The sequence below is a fragment of the Pseudarthrobacter sp. B907 genome, from assembly GCF_040137805.1.
GTDB lineage: Bacteria > Actinomycetota > Actinomycetes > Actinomycetales > Micrococcaceae > Arthrobacter.
In genome coordinates this window covers 38,671-58,388 of sequence record NZ_JBEEQE010000015.1, presented here as the reverse complement: position 1 = coordinate 58,388, position 19,718 = coordinate 38,671, and the positions used below count along the sequence as shown (strand labels likewise).

The following is a 19,718-nucleotide window of genomic DNA, read 5'->3' as shown; positions in this document are numbered from 1 at the left end:
CCGTGGCCGCCTCCACGCCCCCGGTCATCGCCGTCGTCGGACCCACCGGATCCGGCAAAACGGATCTCGCCGTGTCGCTGGCCCTGGCCCTCGACGGCGAGGTGGTCAACGCCGACGCCATGCAGTTCTACCGCGGCATGGACATCGGCACCGCGAAGATCACCGAGGCCGAGCGCAGGGGAGTGCCCCACCACCTGCTCGATATCCTCGACGTGACCGAAGAGGCCAGCGTCTCCGACTTCCAGCAGCGGGCCCGTGCCGTGATCGCGGACATCCACGCCCGCGGCAAACGGGCCATCCTGGCCGGCGGCTCAGGCCTGTACGTCCGTGCCGCCCTCGACGTCCTCGAGTTCCCCGGAACCAACCCGGAGATACGGAAGCGCCTCGAGCAGGAGGAGGCAGCGGCCGGACTCGCCCCGCTCCGGGCGCGGCTGGAACGGGTGGATCCGGTCTCGGCCGGCCGGCTGGGTGATGCGCGCCGGGTGATCCGCGCCCTGGAGGTCTACGAACTCACGGGTCGGCCCTTCAGTTCCTTCATGCCCTCACGCGAGTACTTCCAGCCGGCCGTGCAGATCGGCCTCGAGGTGGACCGCGAACAGCTGCGCGAACGCCTGGCCACCCGCGTCCACACCATGGTTGCGCAGGGGCTGCTGGCGGAGGTGCGGCGCCTGGATGCCCTGGGATTGCGCCGCGGCAAGACCGCTTCCCGTGCCCTGGGCTACGCGCAGTTCCTCAAGGTGGTCGACGGCGAGTCGGATCCGGCACAGGCTGCGGAGGAAACCATCGTCGCGACGCGCCAGTTCGCCCGCCGCCAGCTCACCTGGTTCCGCGCCGACCCCCGGATCAACTGGCTGGAGTGGCAGGACCCCCAGTTGCCGGCCAGGGCCGCTGCGCTCTGCAGCTGAGCCCGGCGTCGCCGTTTCCGTTCCGGCGCGGCCGCAACGGTAACCTTGGAGCATGGACGAAACCCTGGCCGCGGCCGCTGACCACCTCCCCGCCGGAGACACTGCCGGAGACACCGCCGGACTCGCCGGCCTGAAGTTTTCCAAGGGCCACGGAACGGGCAACGACTTTGTCCTGATCGCGGACCCGCACGGCGCCCTCTCGGTCACCCCGGAGCAGGTGGCCGCCCTCTGTGACCGCCACCGCGGCATCGGCGCCGACGGCCTCATCCGAGCCGTCCCCTCCCGGCTGCTGCCGGAAGGCCAGGAGCTGCTCGGCCAGCACCCCGCGGCGGAGTGGTTTATGGACTACCGCAACGGCGACGGCTCGCTCTCGGAAATGTGCGGCAACGGCGTGCGCGTCTTCGTCCATTTCCTTATCAAAGAGGGCCTTGTGGATCTGCCGGCCGGGGAGTCGCTGACCATTGGAACCCGCGGCGGTGTCAAGACCGTGGTGCGCACCGCGGCGGGCTACGCCGTCGACATGGGCCCCTGGGAGTTCATCTTCCCGGGCGAGGCCACGGCCCGCGCCATGGATTCGCTGGTCAGCGCCGACGGCCTGGAAGTTGCCCGGCCAGCGCTGTCCGTGAGCATGGGCAACCCGCACACCGTCGTCGCCCTCGCGGAGCAAGCCGAGCTCGAAGCCACGGAACTGTTCAGGGCGCCCCGGGTCGACCCCGCGCCGCCGCACGGCACCAACGTCGAGTTCGTGGTACCGTCCGAACCGCTGGTGCACGACGGCGTCGGAGCCATCACCATGCGCGTGCACGAGCGGGGTGTGGGGGAGACCCTCTCCTGCGGCACCGGGGCCTGCGCCGCCGCCGTCGCGATCCGGCACTGGGCCGGCGCGGGCGCCCCGGACACCTGGAACGTCACGGTGCCCGGCGGCGTCGTCGGGGTCAAATTCTTCCTGGCCGCGGACGGCCATGAGCACGTCGAGCTGAGCGGCCCGGCCGTGATCGTTGCTAGCGGGATGCTTTCCTGACCCGCAGGATGCGGAACGACTTTGAGGTGCTTTCCCGGGTCACGGTGAAGCTGCTGTCCAGCTCCGCGGCGAGCCAGCGCTGAAGCGAATCCGAGCCAAGGTTCTTCTGCACCACCAGCCAGGCCGAACCGCCCGGGGCGAGCCGCGGCAGCCACAGCAGCAGGAGGGCGTGGAGTTCGTCCTTGCCGATCCGGATGGGCGGGTTGGACCAGATGGTGTCGAAGCGCAACTCCGGGTCCACCTCGCCGGGGGTGCTGGCGGTGACATTCTTCAACCCCAGCAGCGCGGCATTTTCATTCGTCAGGGTCACGCAGCGCTCGTTCACGTCCACCGCAAAGACCTGGGCGTGCGGCGCCCGCAGTGCCATGGTCAGTGCGATCGGACCCCAGCCGCAGCCGATATCCAGCAGGTTCCCCTGCGGCGACGGGGCGGGAACGTCCGCCAGCAGGACCGCTGTTCCCTTGTCGATGCCGTCCGGGCTGAAAATCCCGGCGGACGTCTGCAGCGTCCGCTGCGCGCCGGCCAGCTCCACGGTCAAGGGCTTGCGGGTGAACGGCCCGGCCGGCTGGGCGCTGAAATAGTGTGCGGACTCCATAACTGGCCAGATTAGTTGGCCGTCCGGGGCTATGGGAAACCGGCACGGACCAGCCGTAGATGAGCCGGCGAGCGCGCGGGACACGCGCCCCCGGCCGGTCCGGGGCCGGGGCGTGGTCTGCTAACGTTAAAGACATGTTCTTGAACTTCAAGTAGCCGGCACGGGCCTTCCTTTCGTTAGCGAAGTCCCGTCCCCGCAGCGACGCAGGTAGTCACCTTCCGCTCAGTGCGCCCCGCGATGCTCTTGCCATGGAGCCGACGGCCAGCGCCAGAACCTTGGAGTTTGGCAGTGCTCCTTCGAGCCCGGCCGGGCGGACAGTCTCTCCCTCCTTAAGGCGCCAGCACGCCTGTATCTTTCCCCTTTCCCAGCGCTCCGTCCCGGAGCCCGCCCCAGCCCGCGGCACCGCCGCCGCCGGCACGCCAGGAGGCATGGATGACCAACACTCGTCAGCCCAGCGCGAATACAGCGCCACAAGAGACCGAACAGCACTATTCTGGAAGGGCCAACCCTTCAAAGGAGACCATGACCAGTCAGCCCAACACCGGACCCGATTCAGCCGCCCAGGACATGAGCCCTGCGGAAATCCAGGCTGTCATCGACCGGATCCTCTCCAAAGACGCCCCTGCCTCGAAGAACGGCTCCGGCGCCGGCCACTCCGGCGAGTCCCGGGCGGTGTTCGGCCGGGCCCAGGCAATCTCGCGGCTGGATGAGGAGCACGGCAGCTACGACGGCGACCAGCAGGACCTCGAGGAGCGCCACGCGCTCCGCCGCACGGCCGGCCTGTCGACGGAACTCGAAGATGTCACCGAAGTCGAATACCGCCAGTTGCGCCTGGAGCGTGTGGTCCTCGCCGGGCTCTGGACCGAAGGCACCCTCGCCGACGCCGAGAACTCCCTCCGCGAGCTCGCGGCGCTGGCCGAAACCGCTGGTTCCGAGGTCCTCGACGGACTCGTCCAGCGCCGCGCCAAGCCGGACCCGGGCACGTTCCTGGGTTCCGGCAAGGCCCAGGAACTCAAGGACATCGTGATGTCCACCGGCGCGGACACCGTGGTGGTCGACGCCGAACTGGCACCGTCCCAGCGCCGTGGCCTCGAGGACATCGTCAAGGTCAAGGTCATCGACCGCACCGCCTTGATCCTGGACATCTTCGCCCAGCACGCGAAGAGCCGCGAAGGCAAGGCCCAGGTGGAACTGGCCCAGCTCGAATACCTGCTCCCGCGCCTGCGCGGCTGGGGTGAATCGATGTCCCGCCAGGCCGGCGGCCAGGTGGGCGGCGCCGGAGCAGGCATGGGTTCCCGCGGCCCCGGTGAGACCAAGATCGAGCTGGACCGCCGCCGGATCCGCACCCGGATGGCCAAGCTGCGGCGGGAAATCGCCGCGATGAAGCCGGCCCGGGAGACCAAGCGGGCCAACCGCCGTCGTAATGCCGTCCCGTCCGTGGCCATCGCCGGCTACACCAACGCCGGCAAGTCCTCGCTGCTGAACCGGCTGACCGACGCCGGTGTCCTGGTGGAGAACGCCCTGTTCGCCACGCTGGACCCGACCGTCCGCAAGGCCGAGACCGCCGACGGGCTCGGCTACACCCTCGCCGACACCGTGGGATTCGTCCGCTCGCTGCCCACCCAGCTGGTGGAAGCCTTCCGCTCCACCCTGGAGGAGGTCGCGGATTCGGATCTGATCCTTCACGTCGTCGACGTCTCCCACCCTGACCCGGAGGGCCAGATCGCGGCGGTCCGCGCCGTGTTCAGCGAAGTCGACGCGCGCAAGGTGCCGGAAATCATCGTCCTGAACAAGGCCGATGCCGCCGACCCGTTTGTGATCGAGCGGCTCAAGCAGCGCGAACCGCGCCACGTGGTGGTCTCGGCCCGCACCGGCGAAGGCATCCCGGAACTGCTCAAGGCCATCAGCGAGGGTATTCCGCGGCCGAGTGTGAAGCTGGAACTGATGATCCCGTACAACCGCGGGGACCTGCTCAGCAAACTGCACGAGACCGACGCGGAAATCATCAGCCTCGACCACGAGGAGACCGGCACCCGTGCCGTGGTGATGGTGCGCGAGGGGCTCGCCGCCGAACTGGATTCCTTCGTCAGCAATGACTGAACCAGCGGCGGCCGAAGGGGAGGCCCTACCGTCCGGCAGTCCCTCCAAAGGCAGCGCGTCCGGCAGCGGCCCGTCCGGCGAGCAGTTCGTGGTTGAACTGCTCGACCGGGCGGTCTCCGGCATGGGCGGCCAGAGCCGCGACGGCCAGCACGAAATGGCCCGGCAGGTGGCCCGCGCGATTGAAACCGGCGACCACCTGCTGGTCCAGGCCGGCACCGGCACCGGCAAGTCCCTGGCGTACCTGATTCCGCTGATCGCCCACTCGCTGGTCAGCGACAAGCCCACCCTGGTCTCCACCGCCACCCTGGCGCTGCAGACCCAGATCGTCGGCCGTGACCTGCCCCGGCTGCTCAAGACCATCACCCCCGCCCTGGACCGGCCGGTGAAAGTGGCCCTGGTCAAGGGCCGCTCCAACTATGTCTGCCGGCACAAACTCGAAGGCGGCTTCCCCTCCGAGGAGCCCTCCGAGGGCCAGTTATTCTCCCTCGGCGAGGACACCTCCGTGCCGCACTTCGCCGCCGCGATGGGCGGGCCGTCCTCCCAGCTCGGCAAGGAGGTAGTCCGGCTCCGCGAGTGGGCCGAGGACACCCAGACGGGGGACCGGGACGAGCTGATGCCGGGCGTGACCGACCGCGCCTGGCGGCAAGTCTCCGTCACCTCGATGGAATGCCTCGGGGCGCAGAAATGCCCGCTCGCCGCCGAATGCTTCAGCGAACTCGCCCGGCAAAACGCCGCCGACGCCGACGTTGTGGTCACCAACCACGCCATGCTGGCCGTCAGCGCCTTCGAAGGCCTCGCCGTGCTGCCCGAATACGACGTGGTGGTGGTGGACGAGGCGCACGAACTGCAGGACCGGGTGACCGGCGCCGTGTCCGGACAGCTCTCCGTCGCCATGGTGCACGCCGCCGCGTCAGGTGCCCGCAAGCACACCGGAATCACCGTCGACGCGCTCAACAACGCCGCGTCCAACCTGGAACTCGCCATTGAAGGCGTCCCCAGCGGGCTGATGCCGAACGGCCTGAACACCGAACAGCTCGACTGCGTCGACCAGCTGCGTGACGCCTGCCGCGCCGCGCTTTCGGATTCGAAGGGGGACAGCGCCAACACCGCCGACGGCGGCCGGCAGCTAGCCCGGTCCCGCCTGATGCTGATCCTCGAACTGTGCGAACGGCTCCTGGCCGCCAAGGAAAACCGCGAGGTGGTCTGGTTCTCCCGCAACAGCAGTTTCGACCCGCAACAGGGCTACTCCCAGCCCGATGACTCCGCGCCCGCGCTGATCAACATCGCCCCGCTCAGCGTCGCCGGGCGGCTGCGCGAGGGATTGTTCGCCGACCACACCGTCGTGCTGACCTCGGCCACCCTCGCCATCGGCTCGGCCTTCGAGCCGGCAGCCGGAGGCCTGGGCCTGGTCGGCCCGGGCGCGCCCAGCTGGACCGGCGTCGACGTCGGGTCCCCGTTCGAATATCCCAAACAGGGCATCCTCTACGTCGCGAAGCACCTGCCCAAGCCCGGCCGCGGCACGTCGCCCGAAGCGCTCAACGAGCTCGAAAAGCTGATCCGCGCCTCCGGCGGCGGGGCCCTGTGCCTCTTCTCCTCCCGGCGCGCCGCCGAGGAAGCCGCCGAGGCGATGCGGCCGCGGCTCGGCATGAGCATCCTCTGCCAGGGGGAATCGACCATGACGGCACTGGTGAAGCAGTTCGCGGACGAGCCGGACACCTGCCTCTTTGGCACCATGTCGCTCTGGCAGGGCGTCGACGTGCCCGGTAACTCCTGCCGCCTTGTGGTGATTGACCGGATCCCGTTCCCGCGGCCGGATGATCCGCTGATGACGGCCCGCTCCCGTGCCGTGGCCCAGGCCGGCGGCAACGGTTTTATGAGTGTCTCTGCAACCCACGCGGCTATCCGGCTCGCCCAGGGCGCCGGCCGGCTGATCCGCTCGACGTCGGACAAGGGCGTGGTGGCCGTCCTGGATTCCCGGCTGTCCACTGAGCGCTACGGCGGGTTCCTGCGCGCCGCGCTGCCGCCGTTCTGGCCCACCACCGACCCTGCGGTGGCCCTGGCCGCCCTTGCACGCCTGGCCCGGGATGCGCCGGCCAAACAGGCCGCCACCTAGGCCGACAGGCAACGCGAAGGCCCCGTCCGGAACGGGCGGACGGGGCCGTCGGCGTCGGCGGCCGGACGTGCCGACGCGGGTGCTAGAGGGAGCGCAGCACGGAGACGACCTTGCCCATGATGACGGCGTGGTCACCCAGGATCGGTTCGTACTGGGTGTTCTGCGGAAGCAGCCAGGTGTGGCCGTCGCGCTGGCGGAACGTCTTGACCGTGGCCTCGTCGTCGAGCAGGGCGGCCACGATGTCGCCGTTAACGGCGTCGTTCTGGCGCCGGACCACCACCCAGTCGCCGTCGCAAATGGCGGCGTCGATCATCGAATCGCCGGCCACCCGGAGCATAAACAGTTCGCCGTGGCCCACCAGCTGGCGCGGCAGCGGCATCACGTCCTCCACCACCTGGTCGGCCAGGATCGGGCCGCCGGCCGCGATCCGGCCCACAAAGGGCACCATCGCTGTGTCCGTGGCGCTGGCCAGCTCCGAGACCGCGAGGCCGCCGACGGCCCGCAGGCCGGTGGACTTCGCAACACCGGACACCTTGGTGGCGCCCTCGTCGAGCGTCAGCGGCAACAGGACTTCCATGGCGCGGGGCCGCTTCGGGTCCCGCCGCAGGTAACCGAGCTTTTCCAGCTGCGAGAGCTGGTGGGTGACGCTGGAGAGGCTGGCGAGCCCGACGGTGTCGCCGATTTCACGCATCGAGGGCGGGTAGCCGTTGTCCGTCACAGACCGCTGGATGGTCTCCAAGATCTTCTTTTGCCGGACGGTGAGGCCCTTCGGCGCCCGGCCGGTCTGGGGGTTCCGCTGGGCGGCCCTCCCGCCGGCGGCTTGTGCTGCCATGTTCGCCTCGCCTTTCCGTTCCGCCCGGCCGCAGTGGCCGCCGGGACCAGCGGGCCTGAAAAATGTCAGACCCTGTTGATCAACTGCTGTTGATCGCCACCCGTGGTTGTCCTGCAATTGGTTGTCCTGCTGGTTCAAAAGTAGGCCAGCCTGCACAGTTTTTCAAACATTTGTTCTAGCGAGTCTCGACAATGTTCGTTCATAAGTGCTAAAACAGGAACTACAAAGTTCGAATATGTATTCGAAGCAGGGCGTCGGAGGAGCACTTCGGGGTTCGGTTCTGTGTTCGAACATGGTGATCAACGTTTACGTTCCAAGGTTCGCGTTTGATGGTTAGGCCGGTTGGCGGCAGGTACGTGGAGTACGCCGGGCGGCACAGATAAGTCCAGGAGGGCTCAGCTCATGTCAGCAGTAAGCGCTATTTCCGGTTCGCTGGTTTCCGTTCCCGCTCAGGGCCCGTTCGAGGGGTCCGGCTTTGAGGCCTTCGGCCCGAACGGCATCTTCGACGGCCAGGAGTCCGGCCGGAGCCGGCGGACGGTGCCCGCCGGGCAGGCGCCGCTGCGGCTGACCCGCCGCGGCCGCTTCGTCTTCTTTGGCCTGCCGCTGATCCTGCTGGCTGCCCTTCTCCTCTCGCTGGCCGGTTTCCTCAACGCGCCGGCCAAGGCTGCCGACTCCGCGTCGGAGCTGGCGCTCACGCCTACGGTCACCGTCACCGTCCAGCCGGGGGAGTCACTTTGGGCCATCGCCGGGGCCGTGGCTCCGGAACGGGATCCCCGCGACGTCGTCGCGGACATCGTCCAGCTCAACAACCTCGGCGCCGCCCGCGTCATCCCCGGCCAGCAGCTCTACGTACCCTCCAAGTAGCGCCGGCGGCCGGATTGCCGGTCACAGTTTCGGGGCCGGGCAGGGTCTCACTTAAACTGGGCAGGTGACTGACCAGCTAGAGCGCCTCAACCGACTGCCCCTCCGGACGAACCTGCGGGGGCTGCGCCCGTACGGCGCGCCCCAGCTGGACGTCCCCATCCTGCTGAACGTCAACGAGAACACCCACGGGGTTCCGGCCGACGTCCGTGCGGCCATCGCCGAAGCGGTGACGGAGGCCGCCGCCGGGCTGAACCGCTACCCGGACCGCGAGTTCACCGAACTGCGGGAAGGGCTCGCCGAGTACCTCGGCCACGGCCTCGACGCCGGCAACATCTGGGCAGCGAACGGCTCCAACGAGGTCCTCCAGCAGATCCTCCAGGCCTTCGGCGGTCCGGGCCGCACTGCGCTCGGCTTTCCTCCCACGTACTCCATGTACCCGCTGCTGGCCGCCGGCACGGACACCGGATACATCACCGGGGTGCGTGCCGACGACTATGGGCTCAGCGCCGAATCGGCCGCGCGGCAGGTCCGGGAGCTGCAGCCCAACGTTGTTTTCCTCTGCTCGCCGAACAACCCCACCGGCACCGGCCTGGGACTCGACGTCGTTGAAGCGGTTTACGAAGCCGGCGAAGCAAGCCAGACCATCGTGATCGTCGACGAGGCGTACCACGAGTTCGCCCACGACGGCACGCCCAGCGCCCTCACGCTGCTGCCGGGACGGGAACGGCTGATCGTCTCCCGGACCATGAGCAAAGCCTTCGCCCTGGCCGGGGCGCGGCTGGGCTACATGGCGGCCGCGCCGGAGGTCACCGACGCCCTGCGCCTGGTCAGGCTGCCGTACCACCTCTCCGCCGTCACCCAGGCCACGGCGCTGGCCGCGCTGCGCCATCGGGTGGCCCTGATGGCCGACGTTGAAGACATCAAGCGCCAGCGGGACCGGATCGTCGCCGAGCTGACCCGGATGGGACTCAAGCCCGCGGCCTCGGACTCCAACTACGTTTTCTTCGGCGGCCTCGAGAACCCGCACGAGACGTGGCAGGGGCTGCTGGACGCCGGAGTCCTCATCCGCGACGTTGGCATCCCCGGCCACCTGCGCGTGACCGCCGGCACTGAGACGGAAACCACAGCCTTCCTGCAGGCGCTGGAGCGGATCCTGACCGGCCACGAAGCGCAGTCCGCCTAGACTAAAGCCAGGACCCACGCACACCGCCGGCGTTTGCCGGGCGCCCGCCTCATCCAAAGGACACCCCACATGAGCACCACCGGATCTGCCGCTGCCGAGGCCCGGACCGCACGCCTCGAGCGGACCACCAGCGAATCGTCCGTGCTGGTCGAGATCGACCTCGACGGCACCGGCGTCTCCGACATCAGCACTTCGGTGCCGTTCTACGACCACATGCTGACGGCGCTGAGCAAGCACTCGCTGATCGATATGACCGTCAAGGCCACCGGCGACACCCACATCGACGTCCACCACACGGTGGAAGACGTCGCCATCACCTTCGGCGAGGTCCTCCGCATCGCCCTGGGCAACAAGGCCGGCATCCGCCGCTTCGGCGAGGCCACGGTCCCGCTCGACGAGGCCCTCGCGCACGCCGTCGTCGACGTCTCCGGCCGGCCCTACCTGGTGCACGCCGGCGAACCGGCGGGCCAGGAATACCACCTGATCGGCGGCCACTTCACCGGTTCCCTGACCCGGCACGTCTTCGAGGCCATCACGCTGCACGCCGGAATCTGCCTGCACATGAACGTCACCGCCGGCCGGGACCCGCACCACATCGTCGAGGCCCAGTTCAAAGCCTTCGCCCGAGCGCTCCGGGCCGCCGTGGAACCCGACCCCCGGGTCGAGGGCATCCCCTCCACCAAGGGTGCGCTGTGACCGGCAAAGTCCTCCAGGACGGCGCCATCATCAACCCCGACGCGGCTCGGAAGCCCGCGTCGCCCGAGGGTAAGCCCACCGTCACCGTGCTGGACTACGGCTCCGGCAACGTCCGCTCCGCCGTCCGCGCGCTGGAACGCGCCGGTGCCGAAGTGATCCTCAGCGCCAAGCCCGAGGACGTGCTCAACGCCGACGGACTCGTCGTCCCCGGCGTCGGGGCCTTCGAAACCGTCATGAAGGAGCTCAAAGCCGTTGACGCCGTCCGCATGATCGGACGCCGGGTCGCCGGCGGCCGTCCGGTGCTCGCGATCTGCGTCGGACTCCAGGTCCTGTTCGAGGCCGGCGTGGAACACGGCACCGTCGCCGAAGGCATGGGGGAGTGGCCCGGCAAGGTCGAGCTGCTGCCGGCCGAGGTGGTGCCGCACATGGGCTGGAACACCGTCACCGTGCCGGGGGGCTCACGGCTCTTCGCCGGCGTCGAGAACGAGCGCTTCTATTTCGTGCACTCCTACGGCGTGCAGCACTGGGACTTCGACGTGATCCAGCCGCGGATGAAGGCGCCGCTCGTGACCTGGTCCGAACACGGCGCCCCGTTCATCGCCGCGGTGGAAAACGGCCCGCTCTGCGCCACCCAGTTCCACCCCGAAAAGTCCGGCGACGCCGGCGCGCGGCTGCTCCGCAACTGGGTAAACGGCCTGCGCACCGACACCAAGCCCGGCACCGCCCGGCCCGCCGCCCCGGAACAGACCGCCTAGATGTGGTCCATAGTCTTGATGGGCCTCGCCGGACTGCTCGTAGGCGGCGCCCTGTCCTTCCGGCAGCAGAAAAGCCCCCTGTGGGTCCAGATCGTGTTCTACCTCCTGGCCGGAATGTCGCTGCTGGCCGCCTGGCTCCTGACCCTGCCGGGAAACTGACCCCGCCGGCACCGGACCGGCCCGCAAACACGCACCCTTTCCAGACCGCCGCCCCAACACCGTGAGGACCCTACGATGACCACCGAAACCCCGCTGCCGGTACTCGAATTGCTCCCCGCCGTCGACGTCGTCAACGGGCAGGCAGTGCGCCTGGTCCAGGGCGAAGCCGGCAGCGAAACCAGCTACGGCACCCCGCTGGAGGCCGCGCTCAACTGGCAGGACCAGGGCGCCGAATGGGTCCACCTCGTGGACCTCGACGCCGCTTTCGGGCGGGGCTCCAATGCCGAACTGCTGCGCGAGGTCGTCGGCCGGCTGGACATCAAGGTGGAGCTTTCCGGCGGCCTGCGCGATGACGAGTCCCTGGAAAAGGCCCTCGACCTCGGCGTGGCCCGGGTGAACCTCGGCACCGCGGCGCTGGAGAACCCCGAGTGGACGCAGGGCGTGATCGAGCGCTTCGGCGACAAGATCGCCGTCGGACTCGACGTCCGCGGCACCACCCTCGCCGGCCGCGGCTGGACCAAGGAGGGCGGCGACCTCTGGGACGTGCTCGGCCGCCTCGAAGAGGCCGGCTGCGCCCGCTACGTCGTCACCGACGTGACCAAGGACGGCACGCTGCAGGGCCCCAACGTCGAGCTGCTGCGCCAAATGGTGGAAAAGACCGGCAAGCCCGTGGTGGCCTCCGGTGGCATCTCCAGCCTCGAGGACCTCAAAGTCCTGCGCTCCCTCGTGCCGCTCGGCGTCGAGGGCGCCATCATCGGCAAAGCCCTCTACAACGGCAACTTCACGCTGCCGGAGGCGCTCGACGTCGCCGGCCGCCGCTAGGGAGACCCCCGCCCATGGAGCACAAGCCGCTGCCCGGCCACATCGCCGCCGCCCTCGCCGGGGCCGGGGGCGCGACGGACTCCGCCGGGCAACCCTGGGCCGGGCGCAGCCTCAGCGGTGACGACGCCAAGATCCACAACTTCGAGGACGACGACGGCGCCGCAGACGCCGGCTACCGCGCAGCGCTGGCGGCACTCGCCGCCGGCACGGGCGACGAGGCGGCGGTCGTGGCATCGCTGGCCACCGCCCGCGTCTTTGTGCCCATCCTCGCCCGGCTCGCCGAAGAGGGCGACGCAATGGCCGGCCAGGAGGGCAACGACCACCACGGCGGGGAACTGCACGGTGACAAACAGGCGGACATGGCGCTGGTGACCCTGCAGGCGCCGGACGGCCGGACCGCGCTGCCGGTCTTCACCTCGGCGGACGCCCTCGCGGCCTGGCACGCCGAGGCGCGGCCCGTGGCGGTCTACGCCGCGCGGGCGGCGCTTTCCGCCGTCGCCGAAGGCGCCGAACTGCTCGTCCTGGATCCCGGTTCAGCCGCCACCTTTGTCGTGCGCCGGCCCGCCGTCTGGGCCCTGGCCCGGCAGCACGGCTGGACGCCGAGCTACAGCGACGCGGCGGTGGCCGAAGCGGTCGCAACCGCGGCGGCTGGCCTTCCGGCGCTCCGGCGCGTGGAAATCCAGCCCGGCGGGGGAGTGGCGTCGGCGCAGGCCGGCGGCGGCCAGCTTCCCGGCGGCGGCGCGGGCCCGGAGTTGCGCATGGTGCTGTACCTTGAAGACGGGCTCGACGCCGCCGCGGTGCAGTCCCTCGTGGCCGGGCTGAACGACGCGCTGGCCCGGAATGAAACATTTGCCGAGCGGGTTGACTCGATCGACATCAAATTGCAGCGCGCAGCACCCTAGCCGACGGCCGGTACGGACACTTCCGGGTGCTGCCCACGGCAGTACACAAAGGAAAGCAGTTTCGTGAATTTCGCGCTCTACCGGGACCTGCTGGCCGTGAGGCCCATCAGGAACCTCCTGCTCGTCGGCATGGTCGCCCGCATCCCGCACTCCGCGGCCGGGGTGCTGCTGACGCTGCACATCGTCCTCAGCCTGGGACAGGGCTACGCCGCCGCCGGCGCCGCCGCGGCCGTCATGACCATCGGGATCGCCGTCGGCGCCCCCTGGCGCGGACGCCGGGTGGATACCGTGGGCCTGCGCCGCGCGCTCATCCCCTCCGTCGTCTCCGAGACCGTGATCTGGTCGATCGTCCCGCATGTGGGCTACGAACTGTTGCTGCCGCTGGTGTTCGTCGGCGGCCTGCTGACCCTGCCGATCTTCAGCGTCGTGCGCCAGTCGCTGGGCATCCTCGCCGGCGGCGAACAGCGCCGGACCGCCTTCGCCCTGGACGCGATCAGCACGGAGCTTGTTTTTATGATCGGCCCGGCAGCGGGCGCCGTCATCGCCACCGCGGGCTACTCGGCGCTCGGCCTGACCGTGGTGGGCGTGGCCACCTCCCTCTCCGGCCTGTTCCTGATGTGGATCAACCCGCCCACCCGCAGCGCCGACCCGGGCGCGGAACCGGACGCGGCGTTCGAGGCCGGCCAGCAGGAGGGCGCGGAGAGCGCGCTCGTCGCCGCGGCGCCCCATGTGCAGGAAGCCGCGGCCGAGCTGGCACCGCTGGCCGCCGCGGAACAGCGCCGGCAGGACCGCCTGGACCTGAGGCACAGGCTCGTCCACAACTTCGCCTGGTTCACGGCCGGTGTGGCGGCGGTCTTCGCCGTCGCAGCCGGTGCGGGCATGGTCCTCAGCGGCACCGACGTCGGCATTGTCGCGGCCCTGCAGACCGGCGGCCATGAGGCCGAGATCGGCATCGTCTTCCTGTTCTGGTGCGCCGCGTCCGTGCTGGGCGGCCTCGTGTACGGCGCCATGCACCGGCCGGTGTCGCCGGTCCTGCTGCTGCTGGGCATGTCCGCGCTGACCCTACCGATGGCCTTCGCACAGGACACCTGGACGCTCGCCCTGCTCTCGCTGCTCCCGGGCCTGCTGTGCGCGCCGGTGCTCTCGGCGGCGTCGGAGAAGGTCGCGGCCCTGGTCGAGGAGGGACGCCGCGGTGAGGCGATGGGCTGGTATGGCTCGGCCCTGACCGGCGGCGTGGCACTCGGCGCACCGCTGGCCGGGCTCTTTATTGACGGGGTTGGCCCGGGAGCGGGCTTCCTCTCAGTGGGGCTGGCCGGCGTTGTGCTGTGCCTGGTGGGCCTGGTCCTTCAGCGGCGCCGGCGGCGGCGGCTCGCAGCGGCTTGACCTGCTGCGGCCCTCGCCCGGCCGCTTACCGGCGCCCGGTTACAACGCCCGGTTAAACGACGACGGCGGCGGCCGGCCCCCTGGGGTCCGCCCGCCGCCGTCGTCTTTGGCTGTTAGTGCTGGTGCCTAGTTGACCGGGCCGGTGTACTTCTCGCCCGGGCCCTTGCCCGGGGCGTCCGGAATGACGGATTCTTCGCGGAACGCGAGCTGCAGGGAACGCAGGCCGTCGCGCAACGGGCCGGCGTGCTGGGAACCGATTTCCGGCGCCGCGGAGGTGACGAGTCCGGCCAGCGCGGTGATCAGCTTGCGCGCTTCGTCGAGGTCCTTGAGCTCTTCGGCGTTGTCCTCGGCAGCCAGGCCGAGCTTCACCGCGGCGGCGCTCATCAGGTGGACGGCGGCGGTGGTGATGACCTCGATCGCGGGGACCTCGGAGATGTCGCGGATCTGCTGGGAGACGTCGGGCTGGGCGTCGGCCGGCTGGTAAACGTGTGAATTACTGTCTGAAGTGCTCATGCTGGTAAGCTTGTCACAGACCGACTGAATGTCGTTATTTCTGCAGCTTGGAGCAACACCTGCAACCCGCCCGGCGCACATGTGCGTTGAACGGGTGCCTTTCTGTAGAATGGCAGTTCAGTTTGCAAGCGGAGTTCTCTCCCACCCGCGTCAACCGCACATATTCCTCACGGAATCAAGGTTGCCGGGTACCTGGTCGGGCATTCTTCCCGGGCTTCACGCCTGGCGGGGGACGCGTGCCGCCTCCTCACGGGGGAGGGCAATTCCGATCTTCGAGGCCTTCGATTGCTCCGGCAATTGGAGGCCTTCTTCATTTGCCGGCGAAGTACCCCCACGAACACAGGAGCTTTAACATTAGCGAGCCAAGAATCAATGAGCGTATCCGCGTCCCCGAGGTGCGGCTGGTCGGCCCTGCAGGTGAACAGGTAGGAGTCGTCCGTATTGAGGATGCCCTGCGTTTGGCTGCCGAGTCCGATCTTGATCTCGTTGAAGTTGCACCGCAGGCAAAGCCTCCGGTGTGCAAGCTGATGGACTTCGGCAAGTACAAGTACGAAGCCGCTGTCAAGGCACGTGAGGCCCGGAAGAACCAGACCAACACGGTCCTGAAGGAAATCCGTTTCCGGCTCAAGATCGACACTCACGACTACGAGACCAAGCGCGGCCACGCGCTCCGGTTCCTCGGCGCCGGTGACAAGGTCAAGGCCATGATCCAGTTCCGCGGCCGTGAGCAGCAGCGTCCTGAGATGGGCATCCGCCTGCTCCAGCGCTTCGCCGACGACGTTGCCGAAGTGGGCGTCGTGGAGTCCAGCCCGCGTATCGATGGCCGCAACATGGTCATGGTGGTGGGCCCGCTGAAGAACAAGGCCGAAGCAAAGGCAGAGGCCCGCCGTGCAACGCAGCGCGCAGAAGCCAAGGCCGAGAACGAAGCCAAGGCCTCGGGCCGCGTCGACACCTCGGGCCCGGATGCGCCGATGACTCAGTCGCTCGCCGATCTCCTTCCCGAGGGCTACCAGGTACGGACCGAGGCCACCGAAACCGAGGCGCCCGAAACGGCGGCTCCGGCAACGGAAGCCCCCGCCGTCGAGAAGCCCAAGGCAGAGGAATCCAAGGCAGCCGAGACCGCGGCCGCGAAGGCTCCGGCCGAGGCGGCCCCGGCAGCGGAAGAGCCGAAGCAGGAGGCCCCCAAGGCCGCCAAGGCAGCGGCTCCGAAGCAGGCGGCACCCAAGGCTGACGCGAAGCCGGCAGCGAGCAAGGCCCCGGCTGCCCCGAAGGCCGCGGCTCCCAAGGCTGCACCGAAGGCGCCTGTTGCTGCGGCCCCCGCCGCAGCGACGCCGGCTGCCGAGAAGCCTGCACCGAAGCCGGTCGCGGCTCCCAAGCCGGTAGCCCGGCCTGCGGCGCCGAAGCCTGCGGCTCGGCCGGCGGCCCCCAAGGCCGCCCCGAAGCCGGGCAGCAAGAAGACTAACTAGTTCACGGCTGCCGGACAGCAATGTCCGGCAGCAAGCAACCAGCACGCCGCCCGCAGGGGTGGCTGCACGAAAGACTGCAGACCTGGTCTGCGGATACGTAAGGAGATCGGTTCCCATGCCGAAGATGAAGACCCACAGCGGTGCTAAGAAGCGCTTCAAGCTGACCGGCAGCGGCAAGCTGCGCCGCCAGCAGGCCAACCGCCGCCACTACCTCGAGCACAAGTCCTCCAGGCTGACCCGCCGCCTCGCCGGCGACAAGATCGTCTTCAAGGGCGACGCCAAGGTCATCCGGAAGATGCTCGGCATCTAAGTTCCAAGTTCTCGGATCGATTGCCACCTGGCAGCGGTCCACTACCAAAAAGGCTTCTCAGGCCAGCCGGGTTTCCCGGCAGTAGACGCTTGGGATCAGAATTCTGAAGGAGTACGCACGTGGCACGTGTGAAGAGGGCGGTCAACGCCCACAAGAAGCGCCGGGTTATCCTCGAACGCGCAAAGGGCTACCGCGGACAGCGTTCACGCCTGTACCGCAAGGCCAAAGAGCAGCTGCTGCACTCGTTTGTGTACAGCTACGGCGACCGCAAGAAGAAGAAGGGCGACTTCCGCCGCCTGTGGATCCAGCGCATCAACGCTGCATCCCGCGCCAACGGCCTGACCTACAACCGTCTGATCCAGGGCCTCAAGGCCGCTGAGGTCGAGGTTGACCGCCGTATGCTGGCCGAGCTGGCCGTCTCCGACGCCAACGCCTTCGCCGCGCTGGTCAAGGTCGCCAAGGACTCGCTGCCCGCGGACACCTCCGCTCCGGCCGTCCAGGCTGAAGCTGCTGCCCCGAAGGCCGCCAAGAAGGCTCCCGCGAAGAAGCCTGCTGCCAAGAAGGCTGACGCCGAGGCCAACTAGTCCCCGCCGCCGTCGCAAGACAGCGCCGTTCGAGAACCCGCTGCGAAAGCAACTAAGGTTCTTATATGAACGAAACCGGGCGCCCGCAAGACTTTGCACTTTCCAATCCTCGAGCCGATCGAGTGAGGAAGGTGGCACAGCTTGCCGGGCGCCCGGCCCGTTTAAAGCGCCGCGAATTCCTGGCCGAGGGCCCGCAGGCTGTCCGCGAGGCCCTGGTCCTGCACCAGCGGCGGATTGCCGCGGGGGAGCCCGGGATCGTCTACGAGGTCTACGCAAGCGAGGCCTGCCTGGACCGGCACCCGGACCTGGAAGCCCTGGCGGAGGGCACCGCCGCGTACCTCGCCACCGATGAGGTGCTGGCCGCGATGGCGGACACGGTCACGCCGCAGGGCATTCTTGCGGTCTGCGGCTTCCTGGATGTCAGCCTCGACGCGGTGCTGGACGCGCGCCCGCAGCTCCTCGCGGTGCTGTGCCAGGTGCGGGACCCGGGCAACGCCGGAACCGTGCTCCGGGCCGCCGACGCCGCCGGCGCTGATGCCGTTATCCTGACCGCCTCCAGCGTTGACATCTACAACCCCAAGGCCGTCCGCTCGACCGCGGGTTCCCTCTTCCACCTGCCCGTCGTGCTCGGCGCCGACGTCGAGGAGCTGGCGGCCCGCTGCAAGGAACGCGGCATCGGCATCCTTGCCGCGGACGGCCAGGGCCAGCTGAACCTGGACCGCCTGCAGGACGAGAACGCGGCCCGCCGCCTGGGCGCCCCTGCCGCCGGGTCCATCTTCGCCCTGGAGCAACCCACCGCCTGGCTCTTCGGCAACGAGGCGCAGGGACTGTCCGCCGAGGAAATCGCCCTAGCCGACCACCGGGTCGCCGTTCCGGTCTACGGGGCGGCCGAAAGCCTCAACCTCGGCACCGCGGCAACGGTCTGCCTGTACGCCAGCGCCCGCTCCCAACAGCCCGCCGCCTCGGCTTAGCGGACAGCTGCCACAACAACGACGGCGGGGGCCCACCTTTCGGTGAGCCCCCGCCGTCGTGCTTTCACCGCTGCGGCACTGCTGCCGGGGCGGTGGCTTGAGAGATTACGTGCTCCGGTTGCGCCCGGTGACGGCGCCGTAGATGCCGGCAACAACGAGGCCGCCGACAATGGCCAGGAGCCAGGAACCCAGATTCCAGAATTCCATCTTGCCGCCGCCGAACAGCAGGTCGCCGATCCAGCCGCCGACAATGGCGCCGACGACGCCGAGCACGAGGCTGGTGACCCAGCCGCCGCCGACCCTGCCAGGCATGATTGCCTTAACGATTGCACCTACAATGAGTCCGAGAATGATCCAGCCTAGAAAGCCCATTTCTCCTCCTACATATTCGTCGGCATTCACCTTAGGAATCCCGATTATGGCTTCAAGCTAACACAGGCGTGACCCCCTGTCAGCAACATCACCCCCAATCGTTACCTGCCTGCTGAGGCCCCTCCGCGGTGCGGGCGCGGTTCCGGAACGGGTACGGTATTGCTTGCGGATACGGGCCGCCGCCGGTGTCCGCGATTCCCCCGAAAAACCTCCAAAGGAGAAGCTCTCGTGGCTGCAAATGGCGGTACCAAAGCGATTGTCGCGGCGCTGGCCGCCAACCTGACGATTGCCGTCCTGAAGTTCGTCGCGTACATCCTGACGTTGTCCTCCTCGATGCTGGCCGAAGCGATCCACTCCCTCGCCGACTCCGGCAACCAGCTCCTGCTGCTCGTGGGCGGCAAGCGCGCCAAGAAGGAGGCCAGCCCGGAACACCCCTTCGGTTACGGCCGTGAGCGTTACATCTACGCGTTCATCGTCTCGATTGTGCTGTTCAGCGTCGGCGGACTCTTTGCCCTGTACGAAGCGTGGGGCAAGCTGCAGCACCCCCACGGCATCGAGGGCGACTTCTGGTGGGTGCCGCTCGCGGTCCTCGTCGGCGCCATCATCGCCGAATCGTTCTCGTTCCGGACGGCAATCATGGAATCCAACCACATCCGCGGCAAGCAGAGCTGGGTGCACTTCATCCGCAATGCCAAGCAGCCCGAGCTGCCGGTGATCCTGCTGGAGGACTTCGGCGCCCTGCTGGGCCTGGCCTTCGCGCTGTTCGGCGTGAGCCTGACGCTGGTCACCGGCAACGGCATCTGGGATGCCCTGGGCACTGCCATGATCGGCCTGCTGCTGGTGGCGATCGCCGCCGTGCTGGCCGTGGAAACCAAGTCCCTGCTCCTCGGCGAGTCCGCCACGAAGGACGACGTCGCGAAGATCCGCGCTGCCATCGAATCCGACGGCACCCGCATCATCCACCTCAAGACCATGCACCTGGGCCCCGAGGAACTGCTGGTCGCGGCCAAGATCGGCATCGGCCACTCCGATACGGGCCGGCAAGTCGCGGCCGCAATCGACGCCGCCGAGATCCGGATCCGGGACGCCGTGCCGACGGCGCGCGTGATCTACCTGGAACCGGACCTGGAACGCGTCACCGCCGGCTAGGACCGGGCGTCGCACCGAGGCCG

The 19,718-nt window shown here is 68.9% G+C and carries 21 protein-coding genes; 17 read left to right on the top strand and 4 right to left on the bottom strand.

Going from position 1 to position 19,718, the window contains the following annotated elements:
- Positions 1 to 2 precede the first annotated feature (2 nt).
- The gene (gene miaA / locus ABLI39_RS13200) at positions 3 to 905 is read left to right on the top strand and encodes a tRNA (adenosine(37)-N6)-dimethylallyltransferase MiaA (protein WP_349413879.1); all 903 of its coding nucleotides are present in this window, start codon (positions 3 to 5) and stop codon (positions 903 to 905) included.
- Between the two features lie 52 nt (positions 906 to 957).
- Positions 958 to 1,926, top strand: coding sequence for a diaminopimelate epimerase (gene dapF, locus ABLI39_RS13195; protein WP_349413878.1), 969 nt, complete (start codon positions 958 to 960; stop codon positions 1,924 to 1,926).
- On the opposite strand, the gene ABLI39_RS13190 is transcribed toward dapF, so the two are convergent.
- Positions 1,907 to 2,521, bottom strand: a complete 615-nt coding sequence (locus tag ABLI39_RS13190) for a class I SAM-dependent methyltransferase (RefSeq protein ID WP_349413877.1) — start codon at positions 2,519 to 2,521, stop codon at positions 1,907 to 1,909. The genes dapF and ABLI39_RS13190 overlap by 20 nt on opposite strands.
- Positions 2,522 to 3,043: 522 nt before the next feature.
- On the opposite strand from ABLI39_RS13190, the gene hflX reads away from it, so the two are divergent.
- Positions 3,044 to 4,621, top strand: coding sequence for a GTPase HflX (gene hflX, locus ABLI39_RS13185; RefSeq protein ID WP_349413876.1), 1,578 nt, complete (start codon positions 3,044 to 3,046; stop codon positions 4,619 to 4,621).
- Positions 4,614 to 6,734 carry an ATP-dependent DNA helicase gene (locus tag ABLI39_RS13180; RefSeq protein WP_349413875.1) on the top strand — a complete coding sequence of 707 codons (2,121 nt, stop codon included), beginning with the start codon at positions 4,614 to 4,616 and terminating at the stop codon, positions 6,732 to 6,734. The genes hflX and ABLI39_RS13180 overlap by 8 nt, the downstream gene beginning before the upstream one ends.
- An 82-nt stretch (positions 6,735 to 6,816) precedes the next feature.
- Here ABLI39_RS13180 and lexA read toward each other — a convergent pair whose 3' ends face one another.
- Entirely contained in the window at positions 6,817 to 7,566 is a 750-nt protein-coding gene (gene lexA / locus ABLI39_RS13175; protein ID WP_349413874.1) for a transcriptional repressor LexA, read from the bottom strand.
- Positions 7,567 to 7,968: 402 nt separating this feature from the next.
- Here lexA and ABLI39_RS13170 point away from each other — a divergent pair, with 402 nt between their 5' ends.
- The 8 genes from ABLI39_RS13170 (at position 7,969) to ABLI39_RS13135 (ending at position 14,330) form a co-directional block, all read left to right on the top strand.
- Positions 7,969 to 8,430: a LysM peptidoglycan-binding domain-containing protein gene (locus tag ABLI39_RS13170; protein ID WP_349413873.1), complete on the top strand. Its 462-nt coding sequence runs from the start codon at positions 7,969 to 7,971 to the stop codon at positions 8,428 to 8,430.
- A gap of 64 nt (positions 8,431 to 8,494) precedes the next feature.
- The gene (locus tag ABLI39_RS13165) at positions 8,495 to 9,613 is read left to right on the top strand and encodes a histidinol-phosphate transaminase (protein ID WP_349413872.1); all 1,119 of its coding nucleotides are present in this window, start codon (positions 8,495 to 8,497) and stop codon (positions 9,611 to 9,613) included.
- A 69-nt stretch (positions 9,614 to 9,682) separates the two neighbouring features.
- Positions 9,683 to 10,309 carry an imidazoleglycerol-phosphate dehydratase HisB gene (hisB, locus tag ABLI39_RS13160; RefSeq protein WP_349413871.1) on the top strand — a complete coding sequence of 209 codons (627 nt, stop codon included), beginning with the start codon at positions 9,683 to 9,685 and terminating at the stop codon, positions 10,307 to 10,309.
- The gene (gene hisH, locus ABLI39_RS13155; RefSeq protein WP_349413870.1) at positions 10,306 to 11,064 is read left to right on the top strand and encodes an imidazole glycerol phosphate synthase subunit HisH; all 759 of its coding nucleotides are present in this window, start codon (positions 10,306 to 10,308) and stop codon (positions 11,062 to 11,064) included. The genes hisB and hisH overlap by 4 nt, the downstream gene beginning before the upstream one ends.
- A complete protein-coding gene (locus ABLI39_RS13150; RefSeq protein WP_349413869.1) occupies positions 11,065 to 11,223 on the top strand; it encodes a CG2302 family histidine operon protein in 159 nt (52 codons plus the stop codon). It abuts the gene before it with no gap.
- A 75-nt stretch (positions 11,224 to 11,298) separates the two neighbouring features.
- Complete coding sequence (gene priA, locus ABLI39_RS13145) at positions 11,299 to 12,045, top strand: bifunctional 1-(5-phosphoribosyl)-5-((5-phosphoribosylamino)methylideneamino)imidazole-4-carboxamide isomerase/phosphoribosylanthranilate isomerase PriA (RefSeq protein WP_349413867.1); 747 nt, start codon at positions 11,299 to 11,301, stop codon at positions 12,043 to 12,045.
- A gap of 14 nt (positions 12,046 to 12,059) precedes the next feature.
- A complete protein-coding gene (locus ABLI39_RS13140; protein WP_349413866.1) occupies positions 12,060 to 12,947 on the top strand; it encodes an SseB family protein in 888 nt (295 codons plus the stop codon).
- Positions 12,948 to 13,010: 63 nt separating this feature from the next.
- Positions 13,011 to 14,330 (top strand): MFS transporter, encoded by a 1,320-nt coding sequence (locus tag ABLI39_RS13135; RefSeq protein WP_349413865.1) that lies wholly within the window; start codon positions 13,011 to 13,013, stop codon positions 14,328 to 14,330.
- Positions 14,331 to 14,456: 126 nt separating this feature from the next.
- On the opposite strand, the gene ABLI39_RS13130 is transcribed toward ABLI39_RS13135, so the two are convergent.
- Positions 14,457 to 14,843, bottom strand: a complete 387-nt coding sequence (locus ABLI39_RS13130) for a DUF1844 domain-containing protein (RefSeq protein WP_146337937.1) — start codon at positions 14,841 to 14,843, stop codon at positions 14,457 to 14,459.
- Between the two features lie 395 nt (positions 14,844 to 15,238).
- Here ABLI39_RS13130 and infC point away from each other — a divergent pair, with 395 nt between their 5' ends.
- From infC to ABLI39_RS13110, 4 genes are all read left to right on the top strand, one after another.
- Positions 15,239 to 16,309: a translation initiation factor IF-3 gene (gene infC / locus ABLI39_RS13125; RefSeq protein WP_502935229.1), complete on the top strand. Its 1,071-nt coding sequence runs from the start codon at positions 15,239 to 15,241 to the stop codon at positions 16,307 to 16,309.
- A gap of 115 nt (positions 16,310 to 16,424) precedes the next feature.
- Entirely contained in the window at positions 16,425 to 16,619 is a 195-nt protein-coding gene (rpmI, locus tag ABLI39_RS13120) for a 50S ribosomal protein L35 (RefSeq protein ID WP_009358635.1), read from the top strand.
- Positions 16,620 to 16,738: 119 nt separating this feature from the next.
- Positions 16,739 to 17,203 (top strand): 50S ribosomal protein L20, encoded by a 465-nt coding sequence (gene rplT, locus ABLI39_RS13115; protein ID WP_349413863.1) that lies wholly within the window; start codon positions 16,739 to 16,741, stop codon positions 17,201 to 17,203.
- Positions 17,204 to 17,268: 65 nt separating this feature from the next.
- Positions 17,269 to 18,174, top strand: a complete 906-nt coding sequence (locus ABLI39_RS13110) for a TrmH family RNA methyltransferase (protein ID WP_349413862.1) — start codon at positions 17,269 to 17,271, stop codon at positions 18,172 to 18,174.
- A 105-nt stretch (positions 18,175 to 18,279) separates the two neighbouring features.
- On the opposite strand, the gene ABLI39_RS13105 is transcribed toward ABLI39_RS13110, so the two are convergent.
- Positions 18,280 to 18,546 carry a GlsB/YeaQ/YmgE family stress response membrane protein gene (locus ABLI39_RS13105; RefSeq protein WP_349413861.1) on the bottom strand — a complete coding sequence of 89 codons (267 nt, stop codon included), beginning with the start codon at positions 18,544 to 18,546 and terminating at the stop codon, positions 18,280 to 18,282.
- Between the two features lie 228 nt (positions 18,547 to 18,774).
- Between ABLI39_RS13105 and ABLI39_RS13100 the strand changes: the two genes are divergently transcribed.
- The gene (locus ABLI39_RS13100) at positions 18,775 to 19,695 is read left to right on the top strand and encodes a cation diffusion facilitator family transporter (protein WP_349413860.1); all 921 of its coding nucleotides are present in this window, start codon (positions 18,775 to 18,777) and stop codon (positions 19,693 to 19,695) included.
- The last annotated feature ends 23 nt before the right edge of the window (positions 19,696 to 19,718 follow it).

What these genes read in the sequence shown, in the direction of transcription:
- dapF (WP_349413878.1), top strand. Translation starts at nt 958, where the DNA reads ATGGACGAAACCCTGGCCGCGGCCGCTGACCACCTCCCCGCCGGAGAC.
- ABLI39_RS13190 (WP_349413877.1), bottom strand. Translation starts at nt 2,521, where the DNA reads ATGGAGTCCGCACACTATTTCAGCGCCCAGCCGGCCGGGCCGTTCACC.
- hflX (WP_349413876.1), top strand. Translation starts at nt 3,044, where the DNA reads ATGACCAGTCAGCCCAACACCGGACCCGATTCAGCCGCCCAGGACATG.
- ABLI39_RS13180 (WP_349413875.1), top strand. Translation starts at nt 4,614, where the DNA reads ATGACTGAACCAGCGGCGGCCGAAGGGGAGGCCCTACCGTCCGGCAGT.
- lexA (WP_349413874.1), bottom strand. Translation starts at nt 7,566, where the DNA reads ATGGCAGCACAAGCCGCCGGCGGGAGGGCCGCCCAGCGGAACCCCCAG.
- ABLI39_RS13170 (WP_349413873.1), top strand. Translation starts at nt 7,969, where the DNA reads ATGTCAGCAGTAAGCGCTATTTCCGGTTCGCTGGTTTCCGTTCCCGCT.
- hisB (WP_349413871.1), top strand. Translation starts at nt 9,683, where the DNA reads ATGAGCACCACCGGATCTGCCGCTGCCGAGGCCCGGACCGCACGCCTC.
- ABLI39_RS13150 (WP_349413869.1), top strand. Translation starts at nt 11,065, where the DNA reads ATGTGGTCCATAGTCTTGATGGGCCTCGCCGGACTGCTCGTAGGCGGC.
- priA (WP_349413867.1), top strand. Translation starts at nt 11,299, where the DNA reads ATGACCACCGAAACCCCGCTGCCGGTACTCGAATTGCTCCCCGCCGTC.
- ABLI39_RS13140 (WP_349413866.1), top strand. Translation starts at nt 12,060, where the DNA reads ATGGAGCACAAGCCGCTGCCCGGCCACATCGCCGCCGCCCTCGCCGGG.
- ABLI39_RS13130 (WP_146337937.1), bottom strand. Translation starts at nt 14,843, where the DNA reads ATGAGCACTTCAGACAGTAATTCACACGTTTACCAGCCGGCCGACGCC.
- rpmI (WP_009358635.1), top strand. Translation starts at nt 16,425, where the DNA reads ATGCCGAAGATGAAGACCCACAGCGGTGCTAAGAAGCGCTTCAAGCTG.
- ABLI39_RS13110 (WP_349413862.1), top strand. Translation starts at nt 17,269, where the DNA reads ATGAACGAAACCGGGCGCCCGCAAGACTTTGCACTTTCCAATCCTCGA.
- ABLI39_RS13105 (WP_349413861.1), bottom strand. Translation starts at nt 18,546, where the DNA reads ATGGGCTTTCTAGGCTGGATCATTCTCGGACTCATTGTAGGTGCAATC.